The sequence below is a fragment of the Planctomycetota bacterium genome, from assembly GCA_021414025.1.
Taxonomy (GTDB): domain Bacteria; phylum Planctomycetota; class Phycisphaerae; order Phycisphaerales; family SM1A02; genus SYAC01.
In genome coordinates, this window is sequence record JAIOPG010000003.1 from 1 (window position 1) to 24,039 (window position 24,039).

At 65.8% G+C, this 24,039-nt stretch carries 18 protein-coding genes; 6 read left to right on the forward strand and 12 right to left on the reverse strand.

Annotation, left to right across the window (positions count from 1 at the left end; translation table 11 throughout):
• Positions 1–203, forward strand: a 203-nt coding sequence (locus tag K8R92_04325; GenBank protein ID MCE9619114.1) for a hypothetical protein, incomplete at its 5' end; no start/stop codon positions are given.
• Positions 204–1,054: 851 nt separating this feature from the next.
• Here the strand turns inward: K8R92_04325 and ade are convergent.
• Positions 1,055–2,719, reverse strand: coding sequence for an adenine deaminase (ade, locus tag K8R92_04330; GenBank protein ID MCE9619115.1), 1,665 nt, complete (start codon positions 2,717–2,719; stop codon positions 1,055–1,057).
• 106 nt (positions 2,720–2,825) lie between these two features.
• Between ade and K8R92_04335 the strand changes: the two genes are divergently transcribed.
• Complete coding sequence (locus tag K8R92_04335) at positions 2,826–3,965, forward strand: hypothetical protein (GenBank protein ID MCE9619116.1); 1,140 nt, start codon at positions 2,826–2,828, stop codon at positions 3,963–3,965.
• A 7-nt stretch (positions 3,966–3,972) separates the two neighbouring features.
• On the opposite strand, the gene K8R92_04340 is transcribed toward K8R92_04335, so the two are convergent.
• Positions 3,973–5,562 (reverse strand): mechanosensitive ion channel, encoded by a 1,590-nt coding sequence (locus K8R92_04340; GenBank protein ID MCE9619117.1) that lies wholly within the window; start codon positions 5,560–5,562, stop codon positions 3,973–3,975.
• 84 nt (positions 5,563–5,646) lie between these two features.
• Here K8R92_04340 and K8R92_04345 point away from each other — a divergent pair, with 84 nt between their 5' ends.
• Positions 5,647–6,180, forward strand: coding sequence for a DsrE family protein (locus K8R92_04345; GenBank protein MCE9619118.1), 534 nt, complete (start codon positions 5,647–5,649; stop codon positions 6,178–6,180).
• On the opposite strand, the gene K8R92_04350 is transcribed toward K8R92_04345, so the two are convergent.
• The 6 genes from K8R92_04350 to K8R92_04375 form a co-directional block, all read right to left on the reverse strand.
• The gene (locus K8R92_04350; GenBank protein MCE9619119.1) at positions 6,171–8,261 is read right to left on the reverse strand and encodes a methyl-accepting chemotaxis protein; all 2,091 of its coding nucleotides are present in this window, start codon (positions 8,259–8,261) and stop codon (positions 6,171–6,173) included. The two genes, K8R92_04345 and K8R92_04350, sit on opposite strands and share 10 nt — an antisense overlap.
• 118 nt (positions 8,262–8,379) lie before the next feature.
• The gene (locus K8R92_04355; protein MCE9619120.1) at positions 8,380–10,692 is read right to left on the reverse strand and encodes a hypothetical protein; all 2,313 of its coding nucleotides are present in this window, start codon (positions 10,690–10,692) and stop codon (positions 8,380–8,382) included.
• Positions 10,693–10,821: 129 nt separating this feature from the next.
• Positions 10,822–11,436, reverse strand: a complete 615-nt coding sequence (locus tag K8R92_04360; GenBank protein MCE9619121.1) for a penicillin-binding protein activator LpoB — start codon at positions 11,434–11,436, stop codon at positions 10,822–10,824.
• 25 nt (positions 11,437–11,461) lie between these two features.
• Positions 11,462–11,881: a YcfL family protein gene (locus K8R92_04365; GenBank protein ID MCE9619122.1), complete on the reverse strand. Its 420-nt coding sequence runs from the start codon at positions 11,879–11,881 to the stop codon at positions 11,462–11,464.
• A 31-nt stretch (positions 11,882–11,912) separates the two neighbouring features.
• Positions 11,913–13,367, reverse strand: a complete 1,455-nt coding sequence (locus K8R92_04370; GenBank protein MCE9619123.1) for a hypothetical protein — start codon at positions 13,365–13,367, stop codon at positions 11,913–11,915.
• Positions 13,368–13,398: 31 nt separating this feature from the next.
• Positions 13,399–15,654, reverse strand: a complete 2,256-nt coding sequence (locus tag K8R92_04375) for a PEGA domain-containing protein (protein MCE9619124.1) — start codon at positions 15,652–15,654, stop codon at positions 13,399–13,401.
• Between the two features lie 182 nt (positions 15,655–15,836).
• On the opposite strand from K8R92_04375, the gene K8R92_04380 reads away from it, so the two are divergent.
• Together K8R92_04380 and nagZ are read left to right on the forward strand one after the other, a co-directional pair.
• Entirely contained in the window at positions 15,837–17,999 is a 2,163-nt protein-coding gene (locus K8R92_04380; protein MCE9619125.1) for a dockerin type I repeat-containing protein, read from the forward strand.
• A gap of 42 nt (positions 18,000–18,041) precedes the next feature.
• The gene (gene nagZ / locus K8R92_04385; protein MCE9619126.1) at positions 18,042–19,073 is read left to right on the forward strand and encodes a beta-N-acetylhexosaminidase; all 1,032 of its coding nucleotides are present in this window, start codon (positions 18,042–18,044) and stop codon (positions 19,071–19,073) included.
• Between the two features lie 39 nt (positions 19,074–19,112).
• Here nagZ and K8R92_04390 read toward each other — a convergent pair whose 3' ends face one another.
• The 3 genes from K8R92_04390 to K8R92_04400 are packed head-to-tail and all read right to left on the reverse strand — an operon-like array spanning position 19,113 to position 22,263.
• On the reverse strand, positions 19,113–20,360 hold the full coding sequence (locus K8R92_04390; GenBank protein MCE9619127.1) for a threonine/serine exporter family protein: 1,248 nt from the start codon (positions 20,358–20,360) through the stop codon (positions 19,113–19,115).
• Entirely contained in the window at positions 20,357–21,382 is a 1,026-nt protein-coding gene (locus tag K8R92_04395; GenBank protein ID MCE9619128.1) for an agmatine deiminase family protein, read from the reverse strand. Before K8R92_04395 ends, K8R92_04390 begins: the two co-directional genes overlap by 4 nt.
• Entirely contained in the window at positions 21,379–22,263 is an 885-nt protein-coding gene (locus K8R92_04400; protein MCE9619129.1) for a carbon-nitrogen hydrolase, read from the reverse strand. Before K8R92_04400 ends, K8R92_04395 begins: the two co-directional genes overlap by 4 nt.
• A 59-nt stretch (positions 22,264–22,322) precedes the next feature.
• Here K8R92_04400 and K8R92_04405 point away from each other — a divergent pair, with 59 nt between their 5' ends.
• A complete protein-coding gene (locus K8R92_04405; GenBank protein ID MCE9619130.1) occupies positions 22,323–22,643 on the forward strand; it encodes a hypothetical protein in 321 nt (106 codons plus the stop codon).
• A 13-nt stretch (positions 22,644–22,656) separates the two neighbouring features.
• Here the strand turns inward: K8R92_04405 and K8R92_04410 are convergent, their stop codons facing one another.
• Positions 22,657–24,030 carry a hypothetical protein gene (locus tag K8R92_04410; GenBank protein MCE9619131.1) on the reverse strand — a complete coding sequence of 458 codons (1,374 nt, stop codon included), beginning with the start codon at positions 24,028–24,030 and terminating at the stop codon, positions 22,657–22,659.
• Between the last annotated feature and the right edge of the window lie 9 nt (positions 24,031–24,039).

A 24,039-nucleotide genomic window follows, 5' to 3' on the forward strand; every position in this document is an offset into this window, starting at 1 on the left:
AGGGACGGGCGCTACCACTGCATGGACGTGCCGATGTCAAGGCGTTGGTGGTGACGCGTCTTACACTTCGCGTTGAACCCACAGCCAAACCCAAGAACCACGCAAACATCACGGGCTGGCCGGTCGATAAACCAACGCAGAAGATGATGGCCCTGCAGATGGCGGCAGAAGCGGCATTCGTACCAGCCCCTGCTGCCGGCTGAACAAATTCGTGTGGCCTCGGATCAAGTCGTGTGTGTCGTCGTTGGACTTCGGCCTAGGTCGACCAGAAACAGCGCGTGGGCGACTGGATGCAAGTGATTGCTCCGCACCGTAATCGCTGCATTGGTTCGGTTTTGATCACTCTCAGTCAGCAGGGCCGCGTGAACTCCGAGTTGGCTCGCCCCATACCACTCGAGCGATGACGCCGAGAACCGGTTGGGGCGACCGGCATGCTTGCCCGACTTGCCCGGCCCAAGCCCGGCGGCGCAACGATCACGGTGGACCATGGGGGACCTACTTGTTGGCCAGAAGCCGGCGAATTGCATCGGCCTTCTCGGCATCGGAAAGCGGAAGTCCCGCAATCATGCTCAGGGCGGCGAAAAAGCCGGCGTCATTGGTGGCGGCCCTTTGCACCTTGGCGTGACCGGTTCCGGCTTTCGAAGTGCATTCAGGAGTGCAATCGCCTTTGGACTCTGATGTAAGTCCTCTATTTGCAGCACTTACATCTGTGGGCTTTCCCATTGCCAACGTGAATGTCGAGGGTTCGAGCCCCTTCGCCCGCTTTCATGAACGCCGTTTTCCGACGGCGTTTTTTGTTTGCCACCCGTGTTTAGATGACCGATTGCTCCGTGAGCGAGGTGCTATCAGTGGCTCAGGCAACCTAGCTCCGTGAGCGAAGTGCTATCAGTCGCTCAGACAACGAGGCTCCGTGAGCGAGGTGCTATCAGTCGCTCAGACAACGCTCCGGGGCTCGCAGACTCGCCCCTCCGCTAACTCGCTTTGTGATAGCACCTCGCTCACTGCGCCAATGAAACAACACCCAGTACTTGCGCATTGCATACTTCGTACGAACTCACAATTGCAGGTTGGTGAAACGAAACTTCTGCGCGTCGAACAGGCCGCGGTCGCTGAGTTTCAGCGCCGGGATCGGAAGCAACGCCAGGAAACTCAGGGTCATGAAGGGCGCCTTGAATTTCCCCTGCACTTCGCGGGTCAACTTCTTGTAGGTCTCCCCCACTTCTTCCGCCGGTTTGTCGCTCATCAGCCCCGCAATCGGAAGCGGCAGCACCTGCTCGCGCTCGCCATTGATCAGGGCCAGCCCGCCGCCGGCCCGGAACACTGCGTTGGCGGCCTTCGCCAGTGCTTCGCGCGTGCCCGCAGCGACAACGACATTGTGGCTGTCGTGGGCCACGCTCGCGGCGATCGACTTTCGGCCCAGACCCAGCCCCTTGATGAACGCGACGGCCGGCGGCTCTGGCGTGTAGCGATTGATCACCGCCAGATAGGCGATGTCGCGACCATCGGCCGGATCCAATTCGATCGTCGAGTCTCTGACGGCCAATGACTCAATCGCTTCGCTGGTCACAAGCTCGCCATCGTGCGGAACAATCACCCGCACTTGAACGCTTCCTGCTGACTTGGTCGCCACGCGGAAATCATTCGGCAAAAATGTCGCCTCGCGAAACCTGTTGGGCGTCTCCACCGGCAGCCGCTCGAAGGTCGCTTGCCCGTTCCTCGCGACCAGCTCACCGGCGATCCAGGTCTTGCTTACATGAAACTGCACGTTGTCACCCACCAGCACCATGTCGGCCCGGTCACCCACGCGCAGCAACCCGCTGCCAAGGCCGTAATGCTCGATTGGGTTCACGGTCGCGGCGCGCAGAGCATCGTAGAAGTTCACGCCGCACGCCACCGCCCGCGCCAGCAGCACATTGATGTGCCCAGCCAGCAGCATGTCCGGATGCGCGTCGTCGGTGCAGAACATGCACATCTGCGGCATCTCCTTGAGCAGCGGCCAGAGCGCCTCGAAGTTTCGCGCCGCCGAGCCCTCGCGAATCAGGACCTTCATGCCCCGTTGCGCCTTGCCCCGCGCCTCTTCCAGGGTCACGCACTCATGATCGGTGGAGATCCCGGCGGCGATGTACTTCGCTGCGTCATTTCCCCTGAGCTGCGGAGCATGACCGTCGACAGGCTTGCCCAGCGCCTTGGCCGCCGCAATCTTCGCGTAGACCTCCGCGTCGCCATGCAGCACCCCGGGCCAGTTCATCATCTCGCTCAGGTAATGGATGTCGGGCCGCATGAGAATGCTTGCGACCTGCTTCGAGTCGATGGTCGCGCCGGAGCTCTCGAAGGCCGTCGATGGCACGCACGAGGGGCAGCCGAAGCAGAATTGGAAGTTGCGGCGCCGGGCGTCCTGCAGCATGAACTCGATGCCCGCCTCGCCCAGCACATTGGCAATCTCGTGCGGATCGCTCACGGTGCCGACCGTGCCATGCCTCACCGCCACCCGCGCGAATTCGCTCGGGGGCAGCATGCTGCTCTCCACATGCACATGGGCGTCGATCAGTCCGGGGATCAGCACTCCGTCCTCGACCGGCCCGCTCGCTGCCCGCATGGCGACGATCCGCCCATCCTTGACGTCGATTTCCCGGGGCTCGATGCGTCGGGCGAAGACATCCGCCACCAGGTGCCTCAGGGTGAAGGGCGCATGTGCTGATGGAGTCGGTCCGGGAGGCATGACCGGCGCAAGATAGATCACCGCCCGCGAAATCGCCCGCGTCGCGCCGTGGCTTCCTTGAACTTGTTCCCGAACCCGCGGGCGGTTCAAGAGTAGACTCGCACCCATGCGATGTGTTTTCGCTCAATGCGTTTGGCTCGGAGTGGCGGCGGCCGCGCTGGCCCTCGCACCGGCCGCGGGACCCACGATCGTTGCCAACCATCTCGCCTCGAGCGCACCCAGCGGCGTCCAGGTCTTCTTTGCCTCCGCGCCGGCGCAGGCCGACGCGAAAGCCACGGCCCAGCTCTGCTGGGGCGGCGAACGGGGCCTGCTCTCCCGGACGTTTCGGCTGACCGCGCTCAACGCCACGGACGCGGCGGGAAAACCGGTCGCCATCAGCGCCCAACTGGGTGACGCCAACAGCGCCGCGTGGCGCGACGCCGGCAGCGAGGCCGCCATGATCGGCGACACGACCGCCTATTTCGTCCCGCTCGCCGTCGAACCGGCGGGCGCCGAGCCAACCATCGCGAAAATCCAGGGCACCCTCGAACTCAAGTTGGGCAAGACCGTGATCCGCGTTCCGCCGGAATCCCGCGTCAAGGACCAGTACGCCAAGAGCAGCCTGCTGGAGGCGAAGGGCCTGAAGCTGGCCGATCTGGGCGAGCAGCAGCGCTTCAATCTCTTCTTCGTCTATTCCAACGAGAAGAGGGGGACGATTCCCAATCTCTTCCTGGTCACGGGCGCCGGCAAGCCCTTCTACACCAGCAAGCCCCGCGTCGACGGGCTGGGCACGATCAAGATTTCGCCGACGGACTCAATTCCGCTGGACGCCAAGATCCGCGTGGGCACCGGCGCGGACAAGGGCAACCTCATCGCTGATGCCCACAAATTGCTCCAGTCGAAGGAGCAGCTCACGGCCGCGCTGGCCAAGCACGGACTGCGCGTCAACGAATATGCATGCCGCATGACCAACGTCTACGCAGTGGAGGTGACCCGTTCGCCCGGCGCCGGCGCGATTCCCGAGCTGGTCCTGGATTTCGCCGGCAAGCGCATCAAGGGACAGGGCGTGGCCGCCTCTTCGCAGCAGGATCCCTCGGCGAACCTGACCACCGCCTGGACCTTCGACGTGCCCGCCGACCTCTCGGGCAAGCAGCCCGACATCCTGGTCCTGCTTCCCGGCGACGACGGCGTCCGCGCGGTGCCCTTCGAGTTTCACGATCCCTTCGGATCGACCAGGAAACCCGCGGAACCCGCCTCTTCAAAATAATTTCCGGTCACCAGGGCTTCATCGCCTTGGCGAGATGCTTGAACAGAAGCATGGCCCGCTGTCCGAAGGTGGGCGGCTTGAGTTTTTCACCCTGAATGCCGGAGGCGATCCGCCGGTCGTCGGAAATCTGGCGCAGTTCCTTGGCAAACTCCGGGCGCCGTTTCAGCACGGCGATCACGCTCTCCTTGGAGAACTGCAGCAAGGTGACGCCATTCTCCCCGGCGACCACATCGGCCGAGCGCGGCTGGTTGAGCAGCAGCGCCATCTCGCCGAACCAGTTTGGCGCCTCGATCTCGACCGGCTCCTTCCCTTTGGGCAGGACCCGCACCTTGCCGCGCATGACCATGTACATGTGGTCGCTCTGCTCACCGTAGCGCACCGCCAGCTCGCCCGGCTTCAATTCGATTTCCTGCGAATTGCGGGCCAGAACCCTGCGCTCCGAAGTGCTCATGTGCGCCTCGTCGAACAGCGGGCACCTGGCGATGATGCTTTCATTGTTCGAAATGTTCTCCTCGTTGACCGCCGCGATCTTGGCCTCCGCGTTCATGTCCACCATTCGGACCGCCCGGATCGGGAAGGGAATCTCGATGTTGCTTTCGTGCAGCGCGTACCAGACCTTGGTGAGGACGCCGTCCACGGTCTCGTCCATGGTCCGGCGGTCGGCCACCCAGAACCGGAGCTCGTAGACAATCGCCGATTCGTGATACTGGTTCAGCAGCACCAGAGGAGCCGGATTGGACAGGACGTCGACGTCGTGCTTGAGCACCTGGAGCATGACTTCCTTGGCAAGCATCGGCGGGGATGAGTACGAGATATTCACGTTGCGCCGCACCCGCAGCGCCCGCGTCGGATGGTCGAGGTTGAGGACCTCCTTCACCAGCAGCTCGCCGTTGGCGACAATCAGCATCTGGCCGTCGAGGGTGTGCACGCGCGTCGAGCGCAGGCTGGTGTCCCACACCACGCCTTCGAGTCCGCCCACGCCGATCTGCACCATGTCCCCCTTCTGGAAGACATTGTCCGCCTGCAGGTCGAAGCCGGAGAAGAGATTGGTGAGCGTGCGCTGCAGACCAAGGCCGACCACAAACACCAGCGCTCCACCAACGCCCAGCACCAGGGTCCGGATCGAGTACTGGCCGGCGAAATGAACCTGGTAGATGATCGCGATGCCAATGATTCCCAGGCCGAAGCGCATCGCCGCCTTCTGCAGCCGGATCAGGTCGCTGCCCAGCAGCGTGAAGCACAGGTTGCTCAGCACCACAAGCGCCAGGCTGACCGAGGCCAGCACCAGACCGAACTCCATGATCGTCCGAAGCAGCGGCACGACGAGGGTGGAAAGCTTCTCTGCGTCGTGGACGACGATTTCAAGCGGGTATTCCCAGCCAAACGCGATGCCCGCCCAGCCGAACACGGCGATCAGCAAACCGGCGCCGAGCCACTTCGTGTCGCTCCGGCCCCGAAGGAAGAGCTTGACGCCAAGCACCGTGGCATAGATCGCCAGCGCCCAGATCAACAGGGACACGACCGGGTGAAGGTGCGGGATGGATTCCACCGCGGATTGGATCTCCTGGTCAGGCTGCACCCGCTCATTCTGACGCATTTTCAAAAACTTCGCCAGCAATCAAATGCGCCGGGCACGCCTCCGCCGCCGGACGGCTCGTCGAAGTGCGATTATGCTGCCCGCATGCTGCGAACCCTCCTTCTGCCGATCCTCGTCTCCTGCGCCGCGGCCGGTTGCGCCGCCTCAACCCAGCCTTTCGCCGGCGCGCCGGCGTCGCGACTCACTCCTGCGCCGGCGGTCCAGCCCGACATCAACTCAAAGGTCGACAAGTGGCAGACCGTGGTCTACGCCAACCGGCGCCCCTCGGCTGATGTGGTCTTCTACGGACTCGCCGACTGGCGCGATGCCATCACTTCCGCCAAGACCGCGGGCGCCACGCAGACCAGCCTGATCTTTGTCTTCGACGGGCCGGCCCTGGTGGTGTCCCTCAACGACGCCGCCTTCAACCGCGTGATGGGCTCGAAGAACGGCAATCCTTGGAAGAGCCTGGTGACCGATTTGCAGAAGTCCGGCGCGCAGATCGAGGCGTGCGGCGGGCGCATGAAGGAGCTGGGCGTCGGCAACGCCGACCTGCTGCCGGGGGTGAAGGTCGACAACGACGGCTGGCTGCGCGTCATGGACCTGCAATCCAAGGGCTACGCCCTCTTTCAGACCTGATTTTTGCGGGCCTGGTCGGCGAGCTTGAAGATCGCCACCGCTTCGCGCAGCACGCTGATCGAGAGAATCAGCGACTGTGCGGCCTCGGAGAATTCCTTGGTCGCGTCGCGGGCCCGGCTGGCGTTCTGCGAAAGTCCATCCATGCTTTGGCGGATCTGCTCGGCCCCCTGCACCTGGCTCTGCATGCCCGTGGTCACCTCACCGAACTGACCGCCGATCTCACCCACTCCCTGGATGACGCCGGCGAGCCGCTGGCCGATCGAGCTCACCTGTCCCACGCCGCGGCGCACCTGATCGGCGAAGCGGTCCATTTCCATCACGCCGCCCGAAACCGCGGTCTGCATCTGCTCGACGGTGCGCTCGATGTCCAGCGTCGCCGAGGCGGTCTGGTCGGCGAGGCGGCGGATCTCGCGTGCCACCACCAGGAATCCCTTGCCGCTTTCACCGGCCTTCTCCGCCTCGATCGCCGCGTTCACTGAGAGCAGGTTGGTCTGGTCGGCGACCTTGGTGATCGCGACCACGATGGCGTTGATGTTGCTGGCCTTGTCGTTGATCGCGGCCAGTCGGCCGGAGATTTCACCGGTGGCCTTGGCCAGCGCGTCCATGGTCACGCCCATCGACTTGAGATCGGTCCGGCCTTCGTTGGCCAGGCGCGACGACTCCTTGGCGCTGGCGGAGACCCCCTCCATGGTGCGGAAGAGCTCGGCGCCGGTGGTGGAAATCTGGCGGATCGCCGCCGCAATCTCGCTGGAACTGGCGCCGAAGGACTGGGCCACCTCGTCCTGCTGGTGGCTGGCGGCGGTCATCTGGTTGGCGGTGCCGGTGATGGCGATGGTCGCCTCGCGCACCTTGCCCACCAGGCCGGCCAGACGCTGTCCCATCTCGTCCATGGTCTGCAGGAGTTTTCCCGACTCGTCGAGATTGGAGGGATCCGCGAAGCTGCGGCTCAAATCGCCCTGGGCCACGATCGAGGCGGCTTGCACGCCCTTTCGAATCCTGCCCGCCAGCCGCATGGCCAGACGCACCAACAGAATGGTGACCAACACGATGGAGGCCACGGCGATGGAGCCGCTCACCATGGCGAAATTGAAAATTCTGCCCTGAATCTCTCCAGCGGGAATCTCCACCAGGACCGTCCAGCCACCGGTCGGGATTTTTGCCGTCGCAAAAACAGTCTGGGACTTCGCGATGGGATCCTCCAGCCAGGCCGTGGCCGAGTCACTCCCTTTCAGCAACGGCGCCAGCACGGGTCCCCAAGGGGTTGACGCGACTTCCTGGGTCTTCAGTTGCGACAAATCCGCGATCGCGCGTCCCTGGCCATCCAGCGGTGCGACCGCCGCGATGAATTTCCCGCCTGCCGAAACCATGAAGATGTTGTTTCCCGTGCGCGTGGCCAGGGTTTGCAGGTAGCTTTCAATCTGGATCAGCGAGCGGTCCACCCCCGCATTCCCCGCAAATTTCCCGTCGATGACAATGGGAACCGTGCACTCGGTCATCATGACGCCTTCGTAGGTGTAGGGCTCCGTGATCGTGGGCGCGCGGCTCTTGTGGTCCCGCCAATTGCGCAGCGGTCCCTGATTCCACATGTTCTCGAATTCATTGAGGGACTTCAGCGAAATTTTGCCGCCCTGCTGGAGGTCGCGGTACCAGTAGGGAATGAAGCGGCCCTTGGGATCCAATGCGGCGGAGGGCAATTCAATGTTCGCTCGCACGGCACCCGCGTAGGAGGCGTCCTTGCCATCGGCGTTGGGTTCGTAACAGAACCAGCAGCCGTTGACCCGTGAGGAATTCTCCATGACTTGGCGGGCAAATTCCAGGCTCTCCTCACGTTTCCCGAACAATCCGCGTTCCGCGGCGCTGGCCATGGTCTGAGCGGTCATCACGGTCGCCTGGTTTCGCGACTCATAATTCGCGGCAATCATTTCCGCATCGACCAGCGCCTCCTCCTCGCTCAGCTGTCCCAGCAGCGTCTCAAGGCGGCTGCGATTGATGACCACCACCGCCAGAGAGATGAGCAGGAAGGGCAGCACACCGTACAAAATGAATTGTCCGAGCAGGCTGTGCCGGAACCGAATCTTCATCGAGGAAGATTACCGCAGAAAGGAGAACGCTCCCGGCGAATCCCATGGCATGCGTGGGTGGGTCTGCGATTCGACTTGACGCCGAGCGGGCGGACGAATCGATGTGGCCCGCGGTGGCCTAGGCGACTTCCCGCTTGGCCGGATCGGTGCGCTGGGACATTTCCTTCAGCTCGATGCGAAGCTGCGAGGCCCGCTGCCGGGCCTCCTGCTCGCGCTTGCGCGCCGTCTCGACGCGCTCGGTCAGCTCCTGGTCCAGCTCCAGCTGGCGGCGCAGCGCGACGGTCTCCTGGTCGGCCAGCATCTGGTGCTCGGCCTGCACCAATTGGCGCTGCTGCTGGATCTGCTTGGCGGCGCTCTGCGCCTCGGCGAGGGACTTGCCCAGCTTGTCGATGGTCTGCGTCACCGAGGCGCCTTCGCGGACGGCCTGCTCCTCCAGCGCCATGGCCTCGAACTCCAGCTTCAAGGTCTTCTCCGCGGCGTCGACCGCCTGGCGCAGGCGCTCGCACGCCTCGCTGCGTTCGCGCAGCCGCTTCGCCTGCTCCTGTGCCATGGCCCGGCGGCGGTCCAGGTCGCGCTCCACCCGCTCCACTTCCTGCTCAAGGCGCGCGGCCTCGGCTTCGGCCAGTTCCGACTCCGCGATCAGCGCGTCCACGCGGGCCTGGGCCTCGGCGGCCTGCCGCTGCTTCTCCTGGCTCAGGGCGCCGGCCTCGCGCGCCTGCGCGAAGGCGGCCTCGGCCTGGGCGTCCGCCTCGCGAATGGCCTCGATTTCCTTGAAGAGTCGGCCGTTGGCGGCCTCCACCGCGTCGCGCTCGCGTCGGGCGCGGCGCTCCGCCTCGATGGCGGCGGTCCGCTCCCGGTCCGCCGAGGCGCGGGCCTCCATCTCGGCCGTCCGATCCTTCTCGAGCATGGAGATCGCCTGCGACAATTCTCCGCGGGCGACTCCGGCTTCGTCCCCCGCCGCCTTGGCGGTGGCCAGCAGCTCGTCGGCGCGGCGCATCGCCTCCACCGCCAGCTCCCGTTGTTTTTCCACGTTCTCAACCAGCTCGCGCTCGCGCGCGGTTGCCGCGTCCGCCCGCGCCGAGGCCTGCTCGGCCGCGACGCGCTCGATGTCCGCGCGGCGCAAAGCCTCCTCTGCGATGGCCCGCTGCTCGCCGGCCCTTCGCTGCGCGGCATCCGCCGCCTTTCGCTCCTCGTCGGCGCGCTGACGCGCCTCCTCCACGGTGGCCCGCTCGCGCTCGACGCGGTCGAGCATGGTCTGCACCATCGCCCGCTCCTTCAAGGCCTGCTCGGTCGCCACGCGCACCGCCTCCTCGAGCCGCGCCGCGCGGCTCTCCGATTCCCGTGCTGCTTGCTGGGCTCGCTCGGCGCGCTGCTGCGCCTCAAGCACGGATGCTCGGGTCGCCTCGGCGCGCTCATGCGCCTCCTGAGCCAGCCGCTGGTCGCGCTTCCAGCGCTCCTCGGCTTCCTGGGCCGCGGCGCGGTCGCTTTCGGCGGCCACCCTGATCTGGTCCGCGTGCGCCTTCGAGGCCGCCGCCGCTTGGCGGAACTCCTCGGCCTCCTGGGTCAGCCGCTGCGCCTCCTGCGCCGCCTTCTCGGCGGCGCCCTGCAACTGGCCCGCGTTTCCGCGGGATTGGACCGCCTGGCCGCGGGCCTGGTCCGCCGCGGTTCGCGCCGCGGTGGCCTGCTGATGGATCTTCTCGGCCTGGTCGATGCGCTCCTCGATCTCCGCGAGCGTCTTCTGGGAGCCCTGCCGGTCCTCCTCGGCCATCTGGATTTCCTTCTGCAGATGCGCGATCGAGACGGAGTGGGTCTCCTTCATCGACTCGAGCCGGCTCGCCCGCGCGGCCAGGGTGGCTTCCTGCTGCGCGAGCTGCTCGGCCAGCTTGCGCTCATGCTCCAGCCTTGCCTCCGCCTCGGCGCGGGCTTGCGCCTCGAGCCGCTGACGCTCCAGTTCCTGCCGCCGCGACAATTCCGCCGCCTCCTGCAGAGCCCGGTCGACGCGGATCTTCTCGCGCTGGCGGCGCGTCCGGGCGAGCTGGTCGCGCCACAAGCAGAGTTCGTTCTTGAAGGCCAGGATCTTGGCGTCGCTCTCGCCGCGCGACTTCATCGAGTCCAGGCGGAGCTGCAGCAGGCGGTCAAACGCGGCGTCATGGACGTCGCGCCAGCTCCGGCGGTAGAGGTCGAGCTCGATCGCGCTGGTGTCGAAGCGCTTGGCCAGAAGCTGCAGCGCGCCGGCGGCGTCATTCTGAAAGCGCCGCAGAATGTCCATCAGATCGGAGGGCACATCGGTCGAAAGGCGCAGCCGGCCGACGAGCTCGCCGACCTCCAGCACCACCGCGTGCTCCGCGTCGCTCAGCGCGCGACCGCCGCACATGCGCTTGGACTCCCAGGCGTCGAGATAGCCGTCCAGATTTTTGCTCGTGTTTGCCATGGGAGATCCAATCAACAATCGACGCGGCGAAGGCGCCGCATGAACCATTTTCGGCCGGATTGTCGATTTGCCTGCAAAAGTCCGGGAACGATCTCCGTCCTCCGTCCCTGGCCCCGAGCGAATCTCCGCTCAGAAGCCGATCGCGTTCCTCTGCCCCTGCTTGGTGACCGTCTCCTCGCCCTCCCAGACCGCAAGGCCGCTGTTGGTGTCGGTCAGGCTCATCTGGAAAATGAAGGAGGTCTGCTTGGTGTTTCCTTCGGCCACGCTGTTCTCAAGGATTTTCGCGGTCAGCGTGTAGTCGGTCAGCCGCGGCATCTCGTTGCTCTTGCCGCTCTGAAACTCGCGCATGTCCTTGGTGCCCTTGGCCATCGGGTCCTCGGGCTTGCCGTTGAGGCCCTCGGTGGTGCTCACCTGCACCTTGCCGGTCTGCAGCAGGGCGATGCGAATCTTCTTGATCAGCTCGTCGGTGTCGAACTGGTCGGAGGTGTCGTTGGTGATCCGGCTGATGCCCAGGATCGAAGGCTGATGAGCCGACTTCGCGAAGATTCCCGACTCGCTCATGCTCTGCACCAGCTTGTCGGCCGCAAGGTTGAAGTCCTGGATGTCCACCTTGTTGGTCGAAGTGATCACCTCATTGCCCCGCGAGTCGATGCGCCGCGCCGGCGTGCAGGCCGACAGCACGGTCAGGGTCGCGAGCGAGGCCAGGAGAGAGGCGCGGGACATGGTGTTCAGGGAGGTGTGCATCGAAGGAATCCTTGGGTGGGCGGGCTCACTGGGTGAGCGGAAGATTGGTGTCGAGCAGTTGCAGCTGCCACTGGGTCGAGGTCGGCGTCGGGCCGATGCTGCGGATCGTGATGGTCTCCTGCGGCATGATCCGCTGGGTCTGCCAGGCCTGGGCGGCGCCGGTGATGCGCATGCCGTTGGCGTCGAACCAGAGGAATCGGTAGGAGAAGCTCTGCGGATTCAACTGGTTGCTGAAGACCGCCACCTGCACGCGCTTCTGATCGCCGTTGACCACGTCCTCGCGCACGTCGGTGACATTGGCCTTGTAGTTGAGCCATCCGTTGGTCACGACCTGCTGGAATCCCTTGGTGCCCGGGCCGCCGCCCGAATCCGGCGTCATCGTGTTCATCGTGTTGCACGCGGCGAGCGCGAGGACAAGGGCGACGCTTTGGATCAGTCGAGGCATGGCAGCAGTTCTCCTTGAAGGCAAGAATAGTTCATCCCGGGTTTGGAATTGGAAAGACCAGCACCGCGGGCTGCGTTCCCGCCGCCACGCTGCGCACGCGGATGACCGTTGCCGGGCCCGCCGGAATCGCGATGGGGCCGATCGCGCGGCCGTCGGAGAGGGTCAGCGAGATCGCGCCAGACTCGGGCCGGTCCACCCGGGCCCACAGCACCCGCTTGGGCAGGGTCAGCCAGCAGCGCAGATCCGCGGAATTGAGGGCGGCCTGGTAGATGGCGCCGGAGATCGCCCCCCAATCCCCCAGGCTCTGCTGCAACCCGTAGGTCGCCGCCGCCTTGCTGGCGCTGGAGACCAGGGTGGCGATGATGATCCCCGGCAGGCGCTGATTGAAATCCTGCGCGACGACGGCGTCCATGTCCGTGAGCAGCGCCGATCCGGCCGTGGCGCCGGCGCCCTCCACCGTGAAAAAAGTCACCGAGGGCTCATCGTGGAACTCAAGCAGCGGAAAGGCGGCGCCGACGTAGGGCACCTCCTGGATAAAGAGCGGAATGTCGATGCGCAGTTCCTTGAGCGACGGGCCGCGGCCCGCCTCGACGAAGATGAAGATGCTCTGCGTCGGAGTCTTCCCCTCCGCCGCCTCCCCGGCCAGGGCGACATCGCGCAGCGCGACCTCGCTCGTCGGCGGCGGCAGCATCTCGGCGACGCGCTTGAAGGCGACCCGCGCCTGCTCGAAGCTTCCGGTGGCGAAGCGGTTCACGCCGCGCAGGTAGGTGGCGTAGGGAATCTCGTAGTTCGAGTAGCCGCGCATCTCGCGGATGGTTCCGTAGTAGAAGTTCATCTGGGCCTGGAAGCCGGAGTCCTGGAGGGTTTTCTCCGCGTCGTATCCATTTTTCCGGCCCGCCTCCTCGAAGGCCTTCGTCTCGCTGTCGATGCGCGACTGATGCCGGGCCACAAAATCCTCCTGCCACTTCTGTGCCCGGCGCAACTCCACCTGCGCCTTGTCCGACCGACCCAGCGCGTAGTAATTGAGCGCTTGGTAGGTGTTGAGCATGATCCGGTCCACGCCGGTACCCCGGTAGGTTCGGATGGTTTGATTGGTCAGCGCGGCGGCGACCTCCTCAGTGACCTTGGCCTCTGGTTCCTCGTCCAGGTAGGGCGAGACCTCGTTCCACACCGATTGAAAAGTCGCCAGGCTCTGCGAGTACTGCCCCGCGTCCTGCTGGATGGCTCCGCCCTCCAGGTTGTAGATGACCCCGTTGATCGGCGCGTCGGACGTGCCGTCGCCATTGGAGTCCTGCAGGGAGTATTCATTGAGCAGCGGCGCAATCTCGTTGGCGGCCTCGGAAAATTGTCCCTGATCAAACAACTGCATCGTCGGCCGCATCTTGGCGTCGTAGCCGCAACCTGCGGCCAGCATGACAAGCATGGACACGCCGCCAGCGCGGAGGGCTGTTTGCAGCGAGCCGGAATCGCGATCAGGAAGCGACATGGCTCGTCGGGACTTTTGGGGCGGCCGGCGCCTAGGGAATGATCTGTCCACCGTAGATGCCGGGATAGATCGTCACGGGGGCCTGCGTGGTGTTCACCTTGTAGTCCACCGAGAACTTCGAGTTGCGCAGATATTCCGCGAAGGCCTTCATCTGCTCCACCTGGGCGTCGGTCAGCTGCTGCTTTTCCTTCGTGTTCTGCAGGAACGCGGTGTTGGCCAGCCAGCGCTCATAGCCGGGCTCGTCCAGTTGCATCGGGACGACCAGCTCGGTGGTCCCGCCCGCGCGAATGTTGATCGTCTTCTCCCAGGTCTTGAACCCCGCGCGACTCACCGCGACCTTGTGCAGCCCGGAGTTCGCGGGCAATGCCGCGAGATTCGGCGTCGGCACGGAGCCGACCACCACGCCATCGATCTCGACGACCGCGGAGAGCTGTGATGGCTGGACATGCATCGAGTTGCCAGTGAATTCGAAGCGGCCGGCGTCGTTTTTCACGAGCTCGGGCACGGTGAGATCCTGCATGGTGCAGGTGACCGACAATCCGCCGGTGGCACTCTCGCTCGGAGCGCCCACCTGGTTCTGTCCGCACTTGGCCAGCAGCTGCCGGCACATGCCCGCCGAGACTTGCTTGAAGAGCGGCCCGGTGAGCGTGAGCTGCGTGTTGAGATTGGGCGTGTTGCGGTAGGTCTCCTCGCCGGCGGCCTCGCCGGAGACGAACATCCTGCCGGTCGCCGCGTCGAGAATCTTGTAGGTCGCGGTGAGCGTGTAGGTCACGTTCTCCGTCTTGACGCCGAGGCGCTCGTCCTGGAAGTTCTTGACGTTGTTGTCCAGCGAGGTCAGCGATCCGATCAGCACGTACTGGCAGCCCAGGTTGCCCGCCAACGCCGTGGCCGAGGATTGATCCGAGAGCAGCTTGTCCAGGTCCTCGTAGCGCTCCGCGCCGCCCTTGAGCACCTCGATCACGTCGCGCGCGGTCTTGGCCTCGCCGGTGGGCGTGCCCTGGGTTCCCTGGTTGGGTCCCGTCGCCGCCAGCTTGGAGAGGCTGTTGATGACGTCCTCGCGCGAAATGATCCGGAAGCAGGCGCCCTCGAGACGCGCCACCATCAAGTCCTCGAGAATGGAGACCTTGTCGACGGCGATGTCCTTGCAGCGGTTCGTGATGAAGATCGCGGCGGTGTATGGCGTGGCCGCTGGAGCCGAAGCTCCCCCACTCTGCAGCGTCGGCGTCGCGGCGCCAGGGGACATGGTCGGCGTCGGAGCGGCCGGGACCATTGAGCCCGCGGCGCGTGATTCACTTTTCATCGACGCACCGCCCGGCGCATTGGCCGGACACGCCGTCTGGTTGGAGAGCCGGGCCACGCAACCGACGTCGATTCCCAGATCGGATCCGCACACGGTTCCCTTGGAAAACTTCGACTGGACCTCGGTGATGCGGATCCATCCGATGCTGACCTCCTCGCGGCCGAGCACTTCGCGCGTGTCGGGATCGACGAGCTCCTTGCCCTGGGCCGAGACCTGCCAGATCTGATCGGCCTTCACTCCCGTGCCATCGCCGCGGTTGATGGTGGCGACGCCGTCGGTCAGGGCGAGAATCTTCGCCGGAAAAAGCACGTCCATCATGCGGTTGGCGATCTTTGAGGACATCATGGCGGCCAGATCCACGATGGCCTGCTCGGTCAGGCTCGCGCCCTTCTCGCTGGTGAGGTACTCCGGGTTGCGGACAAAATCGGAGTTGTCGATGCGAAGGCTGGCGGATTCAAGCAGCTTCCCTGTGTTCGATTCATACATCTTGGCGACGCACATCAGGCTCACGATGCGCTTGGTCGCCTTCTTGCCGATGCCCTCGAACTCCGCGGTCTGGACATTGTCCTGGAAGTCGGTGATTGAGGCGACCACCATGTAGCGGGCGCCCGCGAGCTTGCCCGCCTTCGCCACGTTCGGGTCGCCGGCGTCGGCGTTTCCACTGGCGCCCAGGTCCTGCTCCTTGATCAGATCGCCCAGGTCGCTCCGCGCCACCACGTCAAACTTGCGAGTCTCCTGGAAGGCCGGGACCAGCTGCGCGTCGAGCGCCTCGGTCACGCGCCCCAGCTCGTTGATCTGCCCGCGATCGGTCAGCGTGCGCGTGGTTGCCGCCGTGACTTTCACGGCGCCGACCGCCAGGGAAAGCTTCCCGCCCGCCGGCGTTGCGGATTCCGCGGGAACCTGCGCCCGGGCCGCCGCGCCACAGAGCAAAACGCAGGAAAAAACCAGCTTGAAGAACGCGGAACCCGCGGCGCGTGAATTGATCATGAGCAAAACCCTTTCAGACAAAAGGCTACCACAAAGCTTCGAAAGCCGAAGTTATAAGACCCCGGCGATGAGATATGAATTAGCATTTTTTAAAATTCGCTTCGATCCTGAAAAAACCGGGCTACTTTGAGATACAGAGTCCGTGACCCCCGGTTCGTTGCGCTTGTTTTTGAAAAGGATTTATGCGCCATACCCGAAATCATGCCGCCGCCTGTCTTGTGTTTTTCCCGGCGTGGATTTCGTCTTTTGCACTCGCCGGCGGCGGCGAATCGTTCGGCGACATTCCAATGATCTGGTCCGATGTTGCGGTGGGAGCCATGTCCGGCGCGCAGCACGGCATGCCGCAGGAGGAGCGCCTCGCCTGGTATTCGCTCGTGCAAGCGCCCGAGGCCTCGTGGCTCCGCCTGGAATTCGGCGAAGGCTCGACCCTGGCCCGGGCGATGAGCGGCGCCCAGACCGACAGCTACATCCGCATCACCAGCCTGCTCGACGGCGCGGAGCAGATCCTCACCGCCGAAAGCCTTGAGCAGTGGCACAACACCAGCGCCTACTTCAACGGCGACGCCGTCATTGTCGAGTTGATCACGGGCAAGGGCGACGCCCTGAGCCAGATTTCCATCGCCACCGCGCAGGTGGGCGAGGAACCCGTCGTCATCATGAAATCGCAGTGCGGCGGCGTCGACGACCGGATCGCCTCGACCGATCCCCGCGTCTGCCGGATCACCTCGGTGGGCTGCACGGGCTGGATGATCAACGACGCGAACCACATGTTCCTCTCGGCAGGCCACTGCCCCGCCGATCCCGGATTCTCCGTGGCGCAGTTTCATGTTCCGCTTTCGCTGGGCAACGGCTCGGTCGTGAATCCGCCGCCGGAGGACCAGTACGCCATTGACGCGTCGAGCATCCAGTACGCCAACGGCGGCATCGGCAACGACTGGTGTTACTTCGGTGTGTTTCCGAATTCGAACACCGGTCTGACCCCCTTTCAAAAGCAGCAGGCCTCCTTCATCTGCGCGGCCCCGCCCCCCGTCGCCGACGTCACGCTGCGCATCACGGGCTTCGGCCTCGACATCGGCAACGCGAGTCAGACCAACCAGACCAGCACCGGCCCCTTCACCAACAACCCCGGCACGACGCTGCAGTACGCGGTCGACACGATGGGCGGCAACTCCGGATCGCCGGTGATCGTCGAGGGCCAGGGCGTGGCGATCGGCATCCACACGCACGCGGGGTGCTCCTTCGGCGGCGGCGCCAACAACGGCACCAGCTACAGCCGCGCCGGACTGCAGGCCGCGCTCGCCAGCCCGAAGGGCGTGTGCAAGGCGATGGGCTTCGACTTTCCCAATGGCCTCCCCGTGAATCTGAACAGCGCCGGCGGCGAGGAGATCCTGGTGACCTTCACCTCGCCCTCGGGAGCCTCAGCGCCGGCAGCCCCCAAGATGATGTGGAAGTACGAGGGCGACGCGGCTTCCTCGACGATCAACGGCGTCCTGGTCTCGGGCACCACCTACAGTTTCACCACCCCCGGCTTCAACTGCGGCTCGCGCGTTCTCTACGGCTTCTCGGCGCGGATGGGCGCGTCCGGCGGCATGGGCACCTGGCCCGCGGCGATGCCGCAGCAGTGGCTCTCCGCGGACACCTCCTCCATCAATCTGGTCATGTGGGCGGACAATTTTGAGTCCAACCTCTCCTGGACGGCTGACGCGTCGGGCGCCACCTCCGGTCTCTGGACTCGCGCCGCCCCCAACGGCGGCGGATTCCACGGCGATCCGCTGATCGACGCGGATGGCAGCGGCGAGTGCTTCGTCACTGGCAACATCGAGGGCAACAGCGTGGCGGATGGCAGCGTGACCCTGACCAGCCCGGCGCTGGACGCCTCCACGGCGCTCAACGCCCATCTGAGCTACTCCTTCTGGTTCGACAACACCACCGGCGCGAATCCGAACCAGGGCTCCATGGTGATCGAGATCTCCGAGGATGATGGCCAGAACTGGGCCAATGTCGAGACGGTCTCGCCCGCGGACACCGGCGTGGGATGGGTGCACCGCCTGCTCCATGTCAGCGACTTCGTCAATCCCTCATCCACGCTGCGACTCCGCTTCACGGCGACCAACACCGATCCCGACTGCGTTGTGGAAGCCGGCGTCGACGGCGTGCGTCTGCTCGCCGAGGGCGGCCTGGGATGGTGCGGCTTGCAGGGCGATTTCAACAATGATGGCGTGGTGGACTCCGGCGACCTCGGCATTCTTCTCCTGCAATACGAGATCGGCGGCCTGACCGACCTGGACGGCGACGGCACCACGGATTCCGCCGACGTCGGCCTGCTGCTGCTGATGTTCTCCTGATCCCTGCGCCACCGCGTGAGGCGCATCAACTACGATTCGTCGATGCATGACGCGCCGCGGCATTCGACCCCTCTCGCCTCCGCCAGCGCCCTGGTGTGCATCGGCATCGCGGGCACGTCGTTGCGGCCGGAGGAGGCCGCTCTGCTGGCCGGCGGCGTCCGAAGCGTGGTGCTCTTCACCCGCAACTACAGCGACGCGGCGCAACTCGCCCATCTGTGCATGACGATCCGCGAGGCGGCGGGTCGAAGCGTTCTGATCTGCGTCGACCAGGAAGGTGGCCGCGTACAGCGCTTCCGCGGCGCGCCATTTCCCGACCAGGCCGAGGCGCGGGCGCTGGGCGCGCTCGGGGCCGAGGCGGTGGCGCTGGCAAGCGCGGACACCGCGACGGCGCTTCGGACCTGCGGCATCAACATGAACCTGGCGCCTGTGCTCGATGTCGACAGCAATCCGAACAATCCCGTGATCGGCAACCGCTCCTTCGGCCGCGATCCCGCCATCGTGGCGGAGCTCGGCGCCGCCTGCGTCAGGGCGATGCAGCGCTGCGGCGTGGCCGCGTGCGGCAAGCATTTTCCGGGCCACGGCGACACCGATGTGGACAGCCACCTGGCCCTGCCGAGCCTGGCGCACGCGCTACCGCGCCTGGAGCAGCTCGAGCTGGTTCCCTTTCGCGCCGCCATCGCGGCAAAGGTCGCCGCGATCATGACGGCGCACGTCGTCCTCGAGGCGATCGATCCCGGCGTGCCCGCGACGCTCAGCGCCACGGTGATCGAGGGGATGCTGCGCAAGACTTTGGGCTATGACGGCTTGATTTTGACGGACGACTTCGACATGAAGGCCATCGCCGACCGCTTCGAGAGCGGCGCGGCGGCGGTGCGCTCCATCGAGGCGGGCTGCGATCTGGTGCTGGCGTGCCGTGACATCGCCACACAGCGCCGCGTCATCGAGGCGCTGAGCGACGCGATCGCCGATGGCCGATTGCCGAAGGAGCGTGTCGCGCGGTCCCACCGGCGCCTGGAGCAGGTGCTGGGTGCCTACCCCTCGCTCGCTCCCGACGCCGCGGCACGAACCGCCTGAACCAACGCGCGGCCGATCGCAACGAAATCCGCGATCACCTCACGCCGTGCGCCGCGGCGGCACGAAGACGTTTGCGGCGAGGAGCCCGGCCACCAGCGAGCCGGCGACGACCAGCGCCGCGATCGCCCAGTCCGCTCCGCTGGCCGCGTCATTTTGAAAGAGCGAAGTCGCGCCGCGCATGCCCAGGGAGCCGGGCACCAGCGGGATCAATCCCGGCGCGCTCACCACGATGGCCGACCGCTTGGTGATGTGGCTGAAGATGTTTCCGGCCAGGCCCAGCACGAAGGCGCCAATGCAGACGCCCAGTTGCGGGCCGACCAGCACGGCGCCGAAGCGCGCCCCGTAGAGCCCCAGAAGCACGGCGCCCAGAATGATCAGGATGTCGCGGATCCGCGCCTGCAGGATCACGATCATCGCCAGCGAGATGAGTCCGGCCGCGGGAAGGAGCGTCCATGGAAAGAGCGGCTCGCTGACCGCCTGCGCAACGGGCGGCAGATGCTGCAGGATGCGATCGCCGATCGCGATGCCGAACCCCAGCGCCAACAGCGTCATCGCCGCGCCGACGAACCGGCTTCCGCCGCTGGCCAGGTTGCGGGTGGCGACCTCGGTGAGCGACGTGGTCAGCGTGTATCCCGGCAGCAGCGCCACCACGCCGGCGATCACCACGATGTTGGTCGCCAGCGGCGGAAAGAGCCAGGCGAGCAGCCACGCCCCCACCACCGAGACGATCCCCGCCACGAAGTCCGCCACCGCGGCGCGGTCGCGCCACAAGTTGGAGAGCACCACGAGACAACCGACGAGCGTTCCCAGAATGGCGCCCGCCACGACCTCGCGGAAGCCGCCGGTCATGAAACGCGCCGCCGCCCCCGCGGAGAGTCCGTAGGCGAGCATCTGCCAGATTGGGCCGAAGTCGGGCGGCCGCTGGTTCAGTTCGCGGAAGGCCTGGCTGCCCTGGGCACAGGTCATGTCGCCTTCGAGCACGCGGCGCTGGATCCGGTGCACCTCGTCGCGGCGCCCCAATTGGATCGAACCGGGATCGACGCGCAGATGGAAGGCGCGCTGCCGGTCGAGCGGGCCGATGGAGATCACGAGGTAGGTGGGCAGGCTGAAGATCTGCGCCGCCAGGCCGAGGCGGGCGCCGGTCCGCACCATCTCCGCCTCGAGCACGTGGGCGGGCGCCCCGAAATGGTGCAAGCTCTGCGCGCACTCCACCAGGAAGATCTCCGCGTCCGACTTCCCGTCCACGATCGGCTTGGGAGCCTCGACTTGGATGGCGTCGTGCGTCATGACTTCGCTTGCGGCTGCTGGCAACTCAGGCAGTGCAGGCTTCCGAGTCCGACCACGAGCGAGCGGGCCATCACGGGCTGGGCGCGGAATCCGGTCGCGTTCTCCAGCATGCGGCAGGCGACGTCGTCGCTGGGACCGCCGAAGGCCGGCACGAAGATCACGCCATTGGCGAAGAGGAAGTTGGCGTGGCTCGCCGGCAGCATGCGCCGCCCGCCGGGGCCGAAGCGATCCGCCGGAAAATCGTAGTGCAGGGGCTGCGGCGCCGGGATCTCCAGCAGCTCGAAGCGCTGGCGCTGCTCGTCGCGGGCGAGCTCCAGCGCCTTCCAGTTCGCCTCGAGCATGGCGTGGTCGGGATGGCCGGCTTCAGTGCGCACCGCAGCGATCGCGTCGCGGCGGACGAAGCGCGTGACATCGTCCACGTGGCCGTCGGTGTCATCGCCCTCGATGCCGCCGGGCAGCCAGACGATGTTGGTGACGCCCAGGGCGTCGCGCAGTTGCTGCTCGATGTCCGCGGTCTTGCTCCCCGGATTGCGGTTCTGATTCTCGAGGCATTGCCGCGTGGTCAGCAGGGTGCCGGCGCCGTTGCTGTCGATGCTGCCGCCCTCCAGGACGAAGGGATGGCGCCACATCGGCAGGCCCAGCTCGCGCTGCATCGCGTCGGGCACGGCGTCGTCGAGCGATCGCGTCTCGTACTTGCCGCCCCATCCGTTGAAGACAAAGGAATGGGCGGCGACCCGCCCGACCTTGTCCTTCACGAAGACCGGGCCGAAGTCGCGGATCCAGGAATCGTTGGTCTTGATCCCAAGCTCGTCGGTCGTGCGGACGCGCACCACCTTCTCCATGGCTGACTTCCACGCTTCCCACTCCGCCTGCGCCTGATCAAGACAGCCTGGCCAAGTCTCCTCGTTGTGGGGACGGACAAGCCAGACTGCTTCAAGGGGCGACCACTCCGCGGGCATTGTGAAACCCTGGCTGGCCGCGGAGCGCTCCGGATCGACCGGAGGAGCCGGCGCCGGATTCATGAGTCGCCACCGTCAAGGAATCGCTGCGTCAATCCTGCGTAGGCGTCCACGCGCCGGTCGCGCAGGAAGGGCCAGCCGCGGCGGAGCTCCTCGATGCGACCGAGATCGCACTCGCCGATGAGCACCTCCTCCTTGTCCTCGCTGCCTTCGCAGAGAACCTCGCCGCCCGGATCGATCAGCAGGCTTCCGCCCCAGAATTTCAGGTCGTCCTCGGTGCCCACACGGTTCACCGCGGCGACGAAGACGCCATTGGCGATCGCGTGGGAGCGATGCATCAGCTTCCACGCCTCCTTCTGCTGCTTGGCGTCGCCGGGCGTTTCGCCATGCCACCATCCGATCGCGGTGGGATAGAAAATGATTTCCGCGCCCTTGAGCGCAGTCAGCCGCGCCGCCTCGGGATACCACTGATCCCAGCAGACCAGCATGCCGATGGACGCGTCGCGGCCGCGGACCGCCTGCCATCCCAGGTCGCCCGGCGTGAAGTAGAACTTCTCGAAGAAGCGCGGATCCTCCGGAATGTGCATCTTGCGGTACTTCCCCAGGATGTTGCCCGTGGGGTCCAGAAGCACCGCGGTGTTGTGATAGAGACCCGGCGCGCGGCGCTCGTAGAGGGAACCCACGATCTCCACCTGCAGTTCCTTGGCGAGCCGCCCCAGGAATCCTGTGGTCGGGCCGGGGATCGGCTCGGCCAGGTCCATGCGCGACGCGTCCTCGACCTGGCAGAAATAGGGCCCGGCGAAGAGTTCCTGCGTGCAGATGATCCTGGCGCCGCGCTCCTTCGCCTCGCGCGCCATCCGCTCGACGCGCTTGAGGACCGAGTCGCGGGGCTCGCTCGGCGGCGCCGCGTGCTGCAACAGGGCGATGGGGATCTTTCGTGGCATGTCGCTCCTTGAATGGCCGCGAGTGTAGCCAGCGGGACGATTCATCCGATAGGACGGGCATGAGTCGATGGTGGCTAGTCGTGAACGCGGCCGCCGGCGCGTGGCTCGTGGCGATCGGCGCCTACCAGTTCGGCATCCTGACGCAGGTCTGGATCAACGATGCGGACAGTTGGCTCCGCCCCGCCAGTTGCTGCATCGCCGCGGTCAGCGCCTTCCTTGCCGCGAAAAATCAAAGTCCGATCTGGTGCGGCATCCTCGCGGCGCTGGTGGTCCTGCTCAATCCACTGGCGCCGACGCAATGGCCCAGGGGTTGGGAGCGGCCCTTCGACTTGGCCGCCGGATCTCTGTTGCTGGCCTTCAGCGTGCGCTGGTGGAAATGATGCATCGCCCCGGCTACTCGCCGGGCTTGGCCGGGGACGTCGGCGCGGCGCCGGCGTCCAGCTTGTAGAGCAGCGCGCCGCCGGGCTCGATGCCGAGGCGCTCGTTGCGGATGCGACCGACGGCGACCCATGGCCATTGCATCGCGATGGCGGATCCGAACGAATTGGGAGAGACGAAAACCTTGGGGGCCAGCCGCCACTTCTCCTGCCAGCCGTTCTCGCCCTTCTCAAAGACGTAGGCGCGGCCGTTGGTGTCGCTGCCCTCCACCGCCGTCGCGTCGCCGACGATGATCCGTCCCTGGTCGATCGCCATCGCGAAGCCATAACCCTTGCCCTTGGTCACGCCGGCGCCGGGTTGGAGCGCGCCCTCGGATTCCCAATGGCCATTGACGCGGCGCAGCACACTCACGTCGATCTCGTCGTCGCGGTTGTAGGGATTGACCGAGCGCACCGCGAGCAGGTCGCCCTTCATGGCGATGTTGACGCCGAAACCCTGGTAGGGGCTCAGGCCGAAGTTCTGGATCTCCTGCTCGAGCTTCCAGCCCTCGGGACCCTTGCGGTAGACGCACACCATCGCCGGCTCCAGGCTGGTGCGCACCTTGTCCGTCGTGAAGGGAAGCAGTCCCATGGGGTTGGCGACCGCCAGCGTGTCGCCGTCCAGGGCGATCGAGATGCCGAACCACCAGGGCGTGCGCTCGGCGTCGCGCCGGATCGCGCCCTCGGCCTTCCACCCCTCGGGCGTGCGGACGAAGATGAAGACGCGGGGATTGGTCGAGAAGTCCTCGTCCTTCTGGTTGGGGCGCGAGCTCACCTCGCTCACCGCCAGCAGATTGCCGCTCAGGGCCATCGCGGCGCCGAAGTTCATCACCTTCTCGTTCGCCGGCGCCTTGATGGAGCCGGACTGCTTCCATGCTTCGCGCCCTTCCGCCGGCGCGTAGGAGATGATCTCGCTTGACTTGGTCTTGCGCACGATGTTGGTCAGCAGGAACTCGGGGTCGCCCAGGATCCGCTGGATGGCGAACTCCTCCGGCGCCATCGCCTGCACCTGCACCATCTCGGAGATCGAGGTCCACTTCCCATCCTTGATCGCGAAGGTGAAGATCTGTCCCTCGGCGCCGCCGCGGCGCGACAGCACCGCGCCGCTGATCACCAGCCGGTCGCCGGCGAAGGCCAGCACGTTGCCGAACGCGGGCGAGACGGTCGGACCCGGCGCCTCGACGACCTGCGTCTCCTTGGTGACCGGAACCGCGGGGCCCTTGGGCTTCGAGGGCGGACGACGTGGCGTCACGCCATCGCCGGTCTTCGTCGCGGGCGGCACGGCGGCAGCGTCGGGTTTCACCGGCAGCGTCTGGCAGCAGACGAGCAGGGAGAGAATCAGTGCGGTCATCGGAGGAAT

Coding starts and splice junctions, on each gene's coding strand:
- ade (MCE9619115.1), bottom strand. CDS start 2,719: ATGCCTCCCGGACCGACTCCATCAGCACATGCGCCCTTCACCCTGAGG.
- K8R92_04355 (MCE9619120.1), bottom strand. CDS start 10,692: ATGGCAAACACGAGCAAAAATCTGGACGGCTATCTCGACGCCTGGGAG.
- K8R92_04345 (MCE9619118.1), top strand. CDS start 5,647: ATGCTGCGAACCCTCCTTCTGCCGATCCTCGTCTCCTGCGCCGCGGCC.
- K8R92_04335 (MCE9619116.1), top strand. CDS start 2,826: ATGCGATGTGTTTTCGCTCAATGCGTTTGGCTCGGAGTGGCGGCGGCC.
- K8R92_04365 (MCE9619122.1), bottom strand. CDS start 11,881: ATGCCTCGACTGATCCAAAGCGTCGCCCTTGTCCTCGCGCTCGCCGCG.
- K8R92_04400 (MCE9619129.1), bottom strand. CDS start 22,263: ATGCCACGAAAGATCCCCATCGCCCTGTTGCAGCACGCGGCGCCGCCG.
- K8R92_04390 (MCE9619127.1), bottom strand. CDS start 20,360: ATGACGCACGACGCCATCCAAGTCGAGGCTCCCAAGCCGATCGTGGAC.
- K8R92_04350 (MCE9619119.1), bottom strand. CDS start 8,261: ATGAAGATTCGGTTCCGGCACAGCCTGCTCGGACAATTCATTTTGTAC.
- K8R92_04410 (MCE9619131.1), bottom strand. CDS start 24,030: ATGACCGCACTGATTCTCTCCCTGCTCGTCTGCTGCCAGACGCTGCCG.
- K8R92_04360 (MCE9619121.1), bottom strand. CDS start 11,436: ATGCACACCTCCCTGAACACCATGTCCCGCGCCTCTCTCCTGGCCTCG.
- nagZ (MCE9619126.1), top strand. CDS start 18,042: ATGCATGACGCGCCGCGGCATTCGACCCCTCTCGCCTCCGCCAGCGCC.
- K8R92_04405 (MCE9619130.1), top strand. CDS start 22,323: ATGAGTCGATGGTGGCTAGTCGTGAACGCGGCCGCCGGCGCGTGGCTC.
- K8R92_04370 (MCE9619123.1), bottom strand. CDS start 13,367: ATGTCGCTTCCTGATCGCGATTCCGGCTCGCTGCAAACAGCCCTCCGC.
- K8R92_04375 (MCE9619124.1), bottom strand. CDS start 15,654: ATGATCAATTCACGCGCCGCGGGTTCCGCGTTCTTCAAGCTGGTTTTT.
- K8R92_04340 (MCE9619117.1), bottom strand. CDS start 5,562: ATGCGTCAGAATGAGCGGGTGCAGCCTGACCAGGAGATCCAATCCGCG.
- K8R92_04395 (MCE9619128.1), bottom strand. CDS start 21,382: ATGAATCCGGCGCCGGCTCCTCCGGTCGATCCGGAGCGCTCCGCGGCC.
- K8R92_04380 (MCE9619125.1), top strand. CDS start 15,837: ATGCGCCATACCCGAAATCATGCCGCCGCCTGTCTTGTGTTTTTCCCG.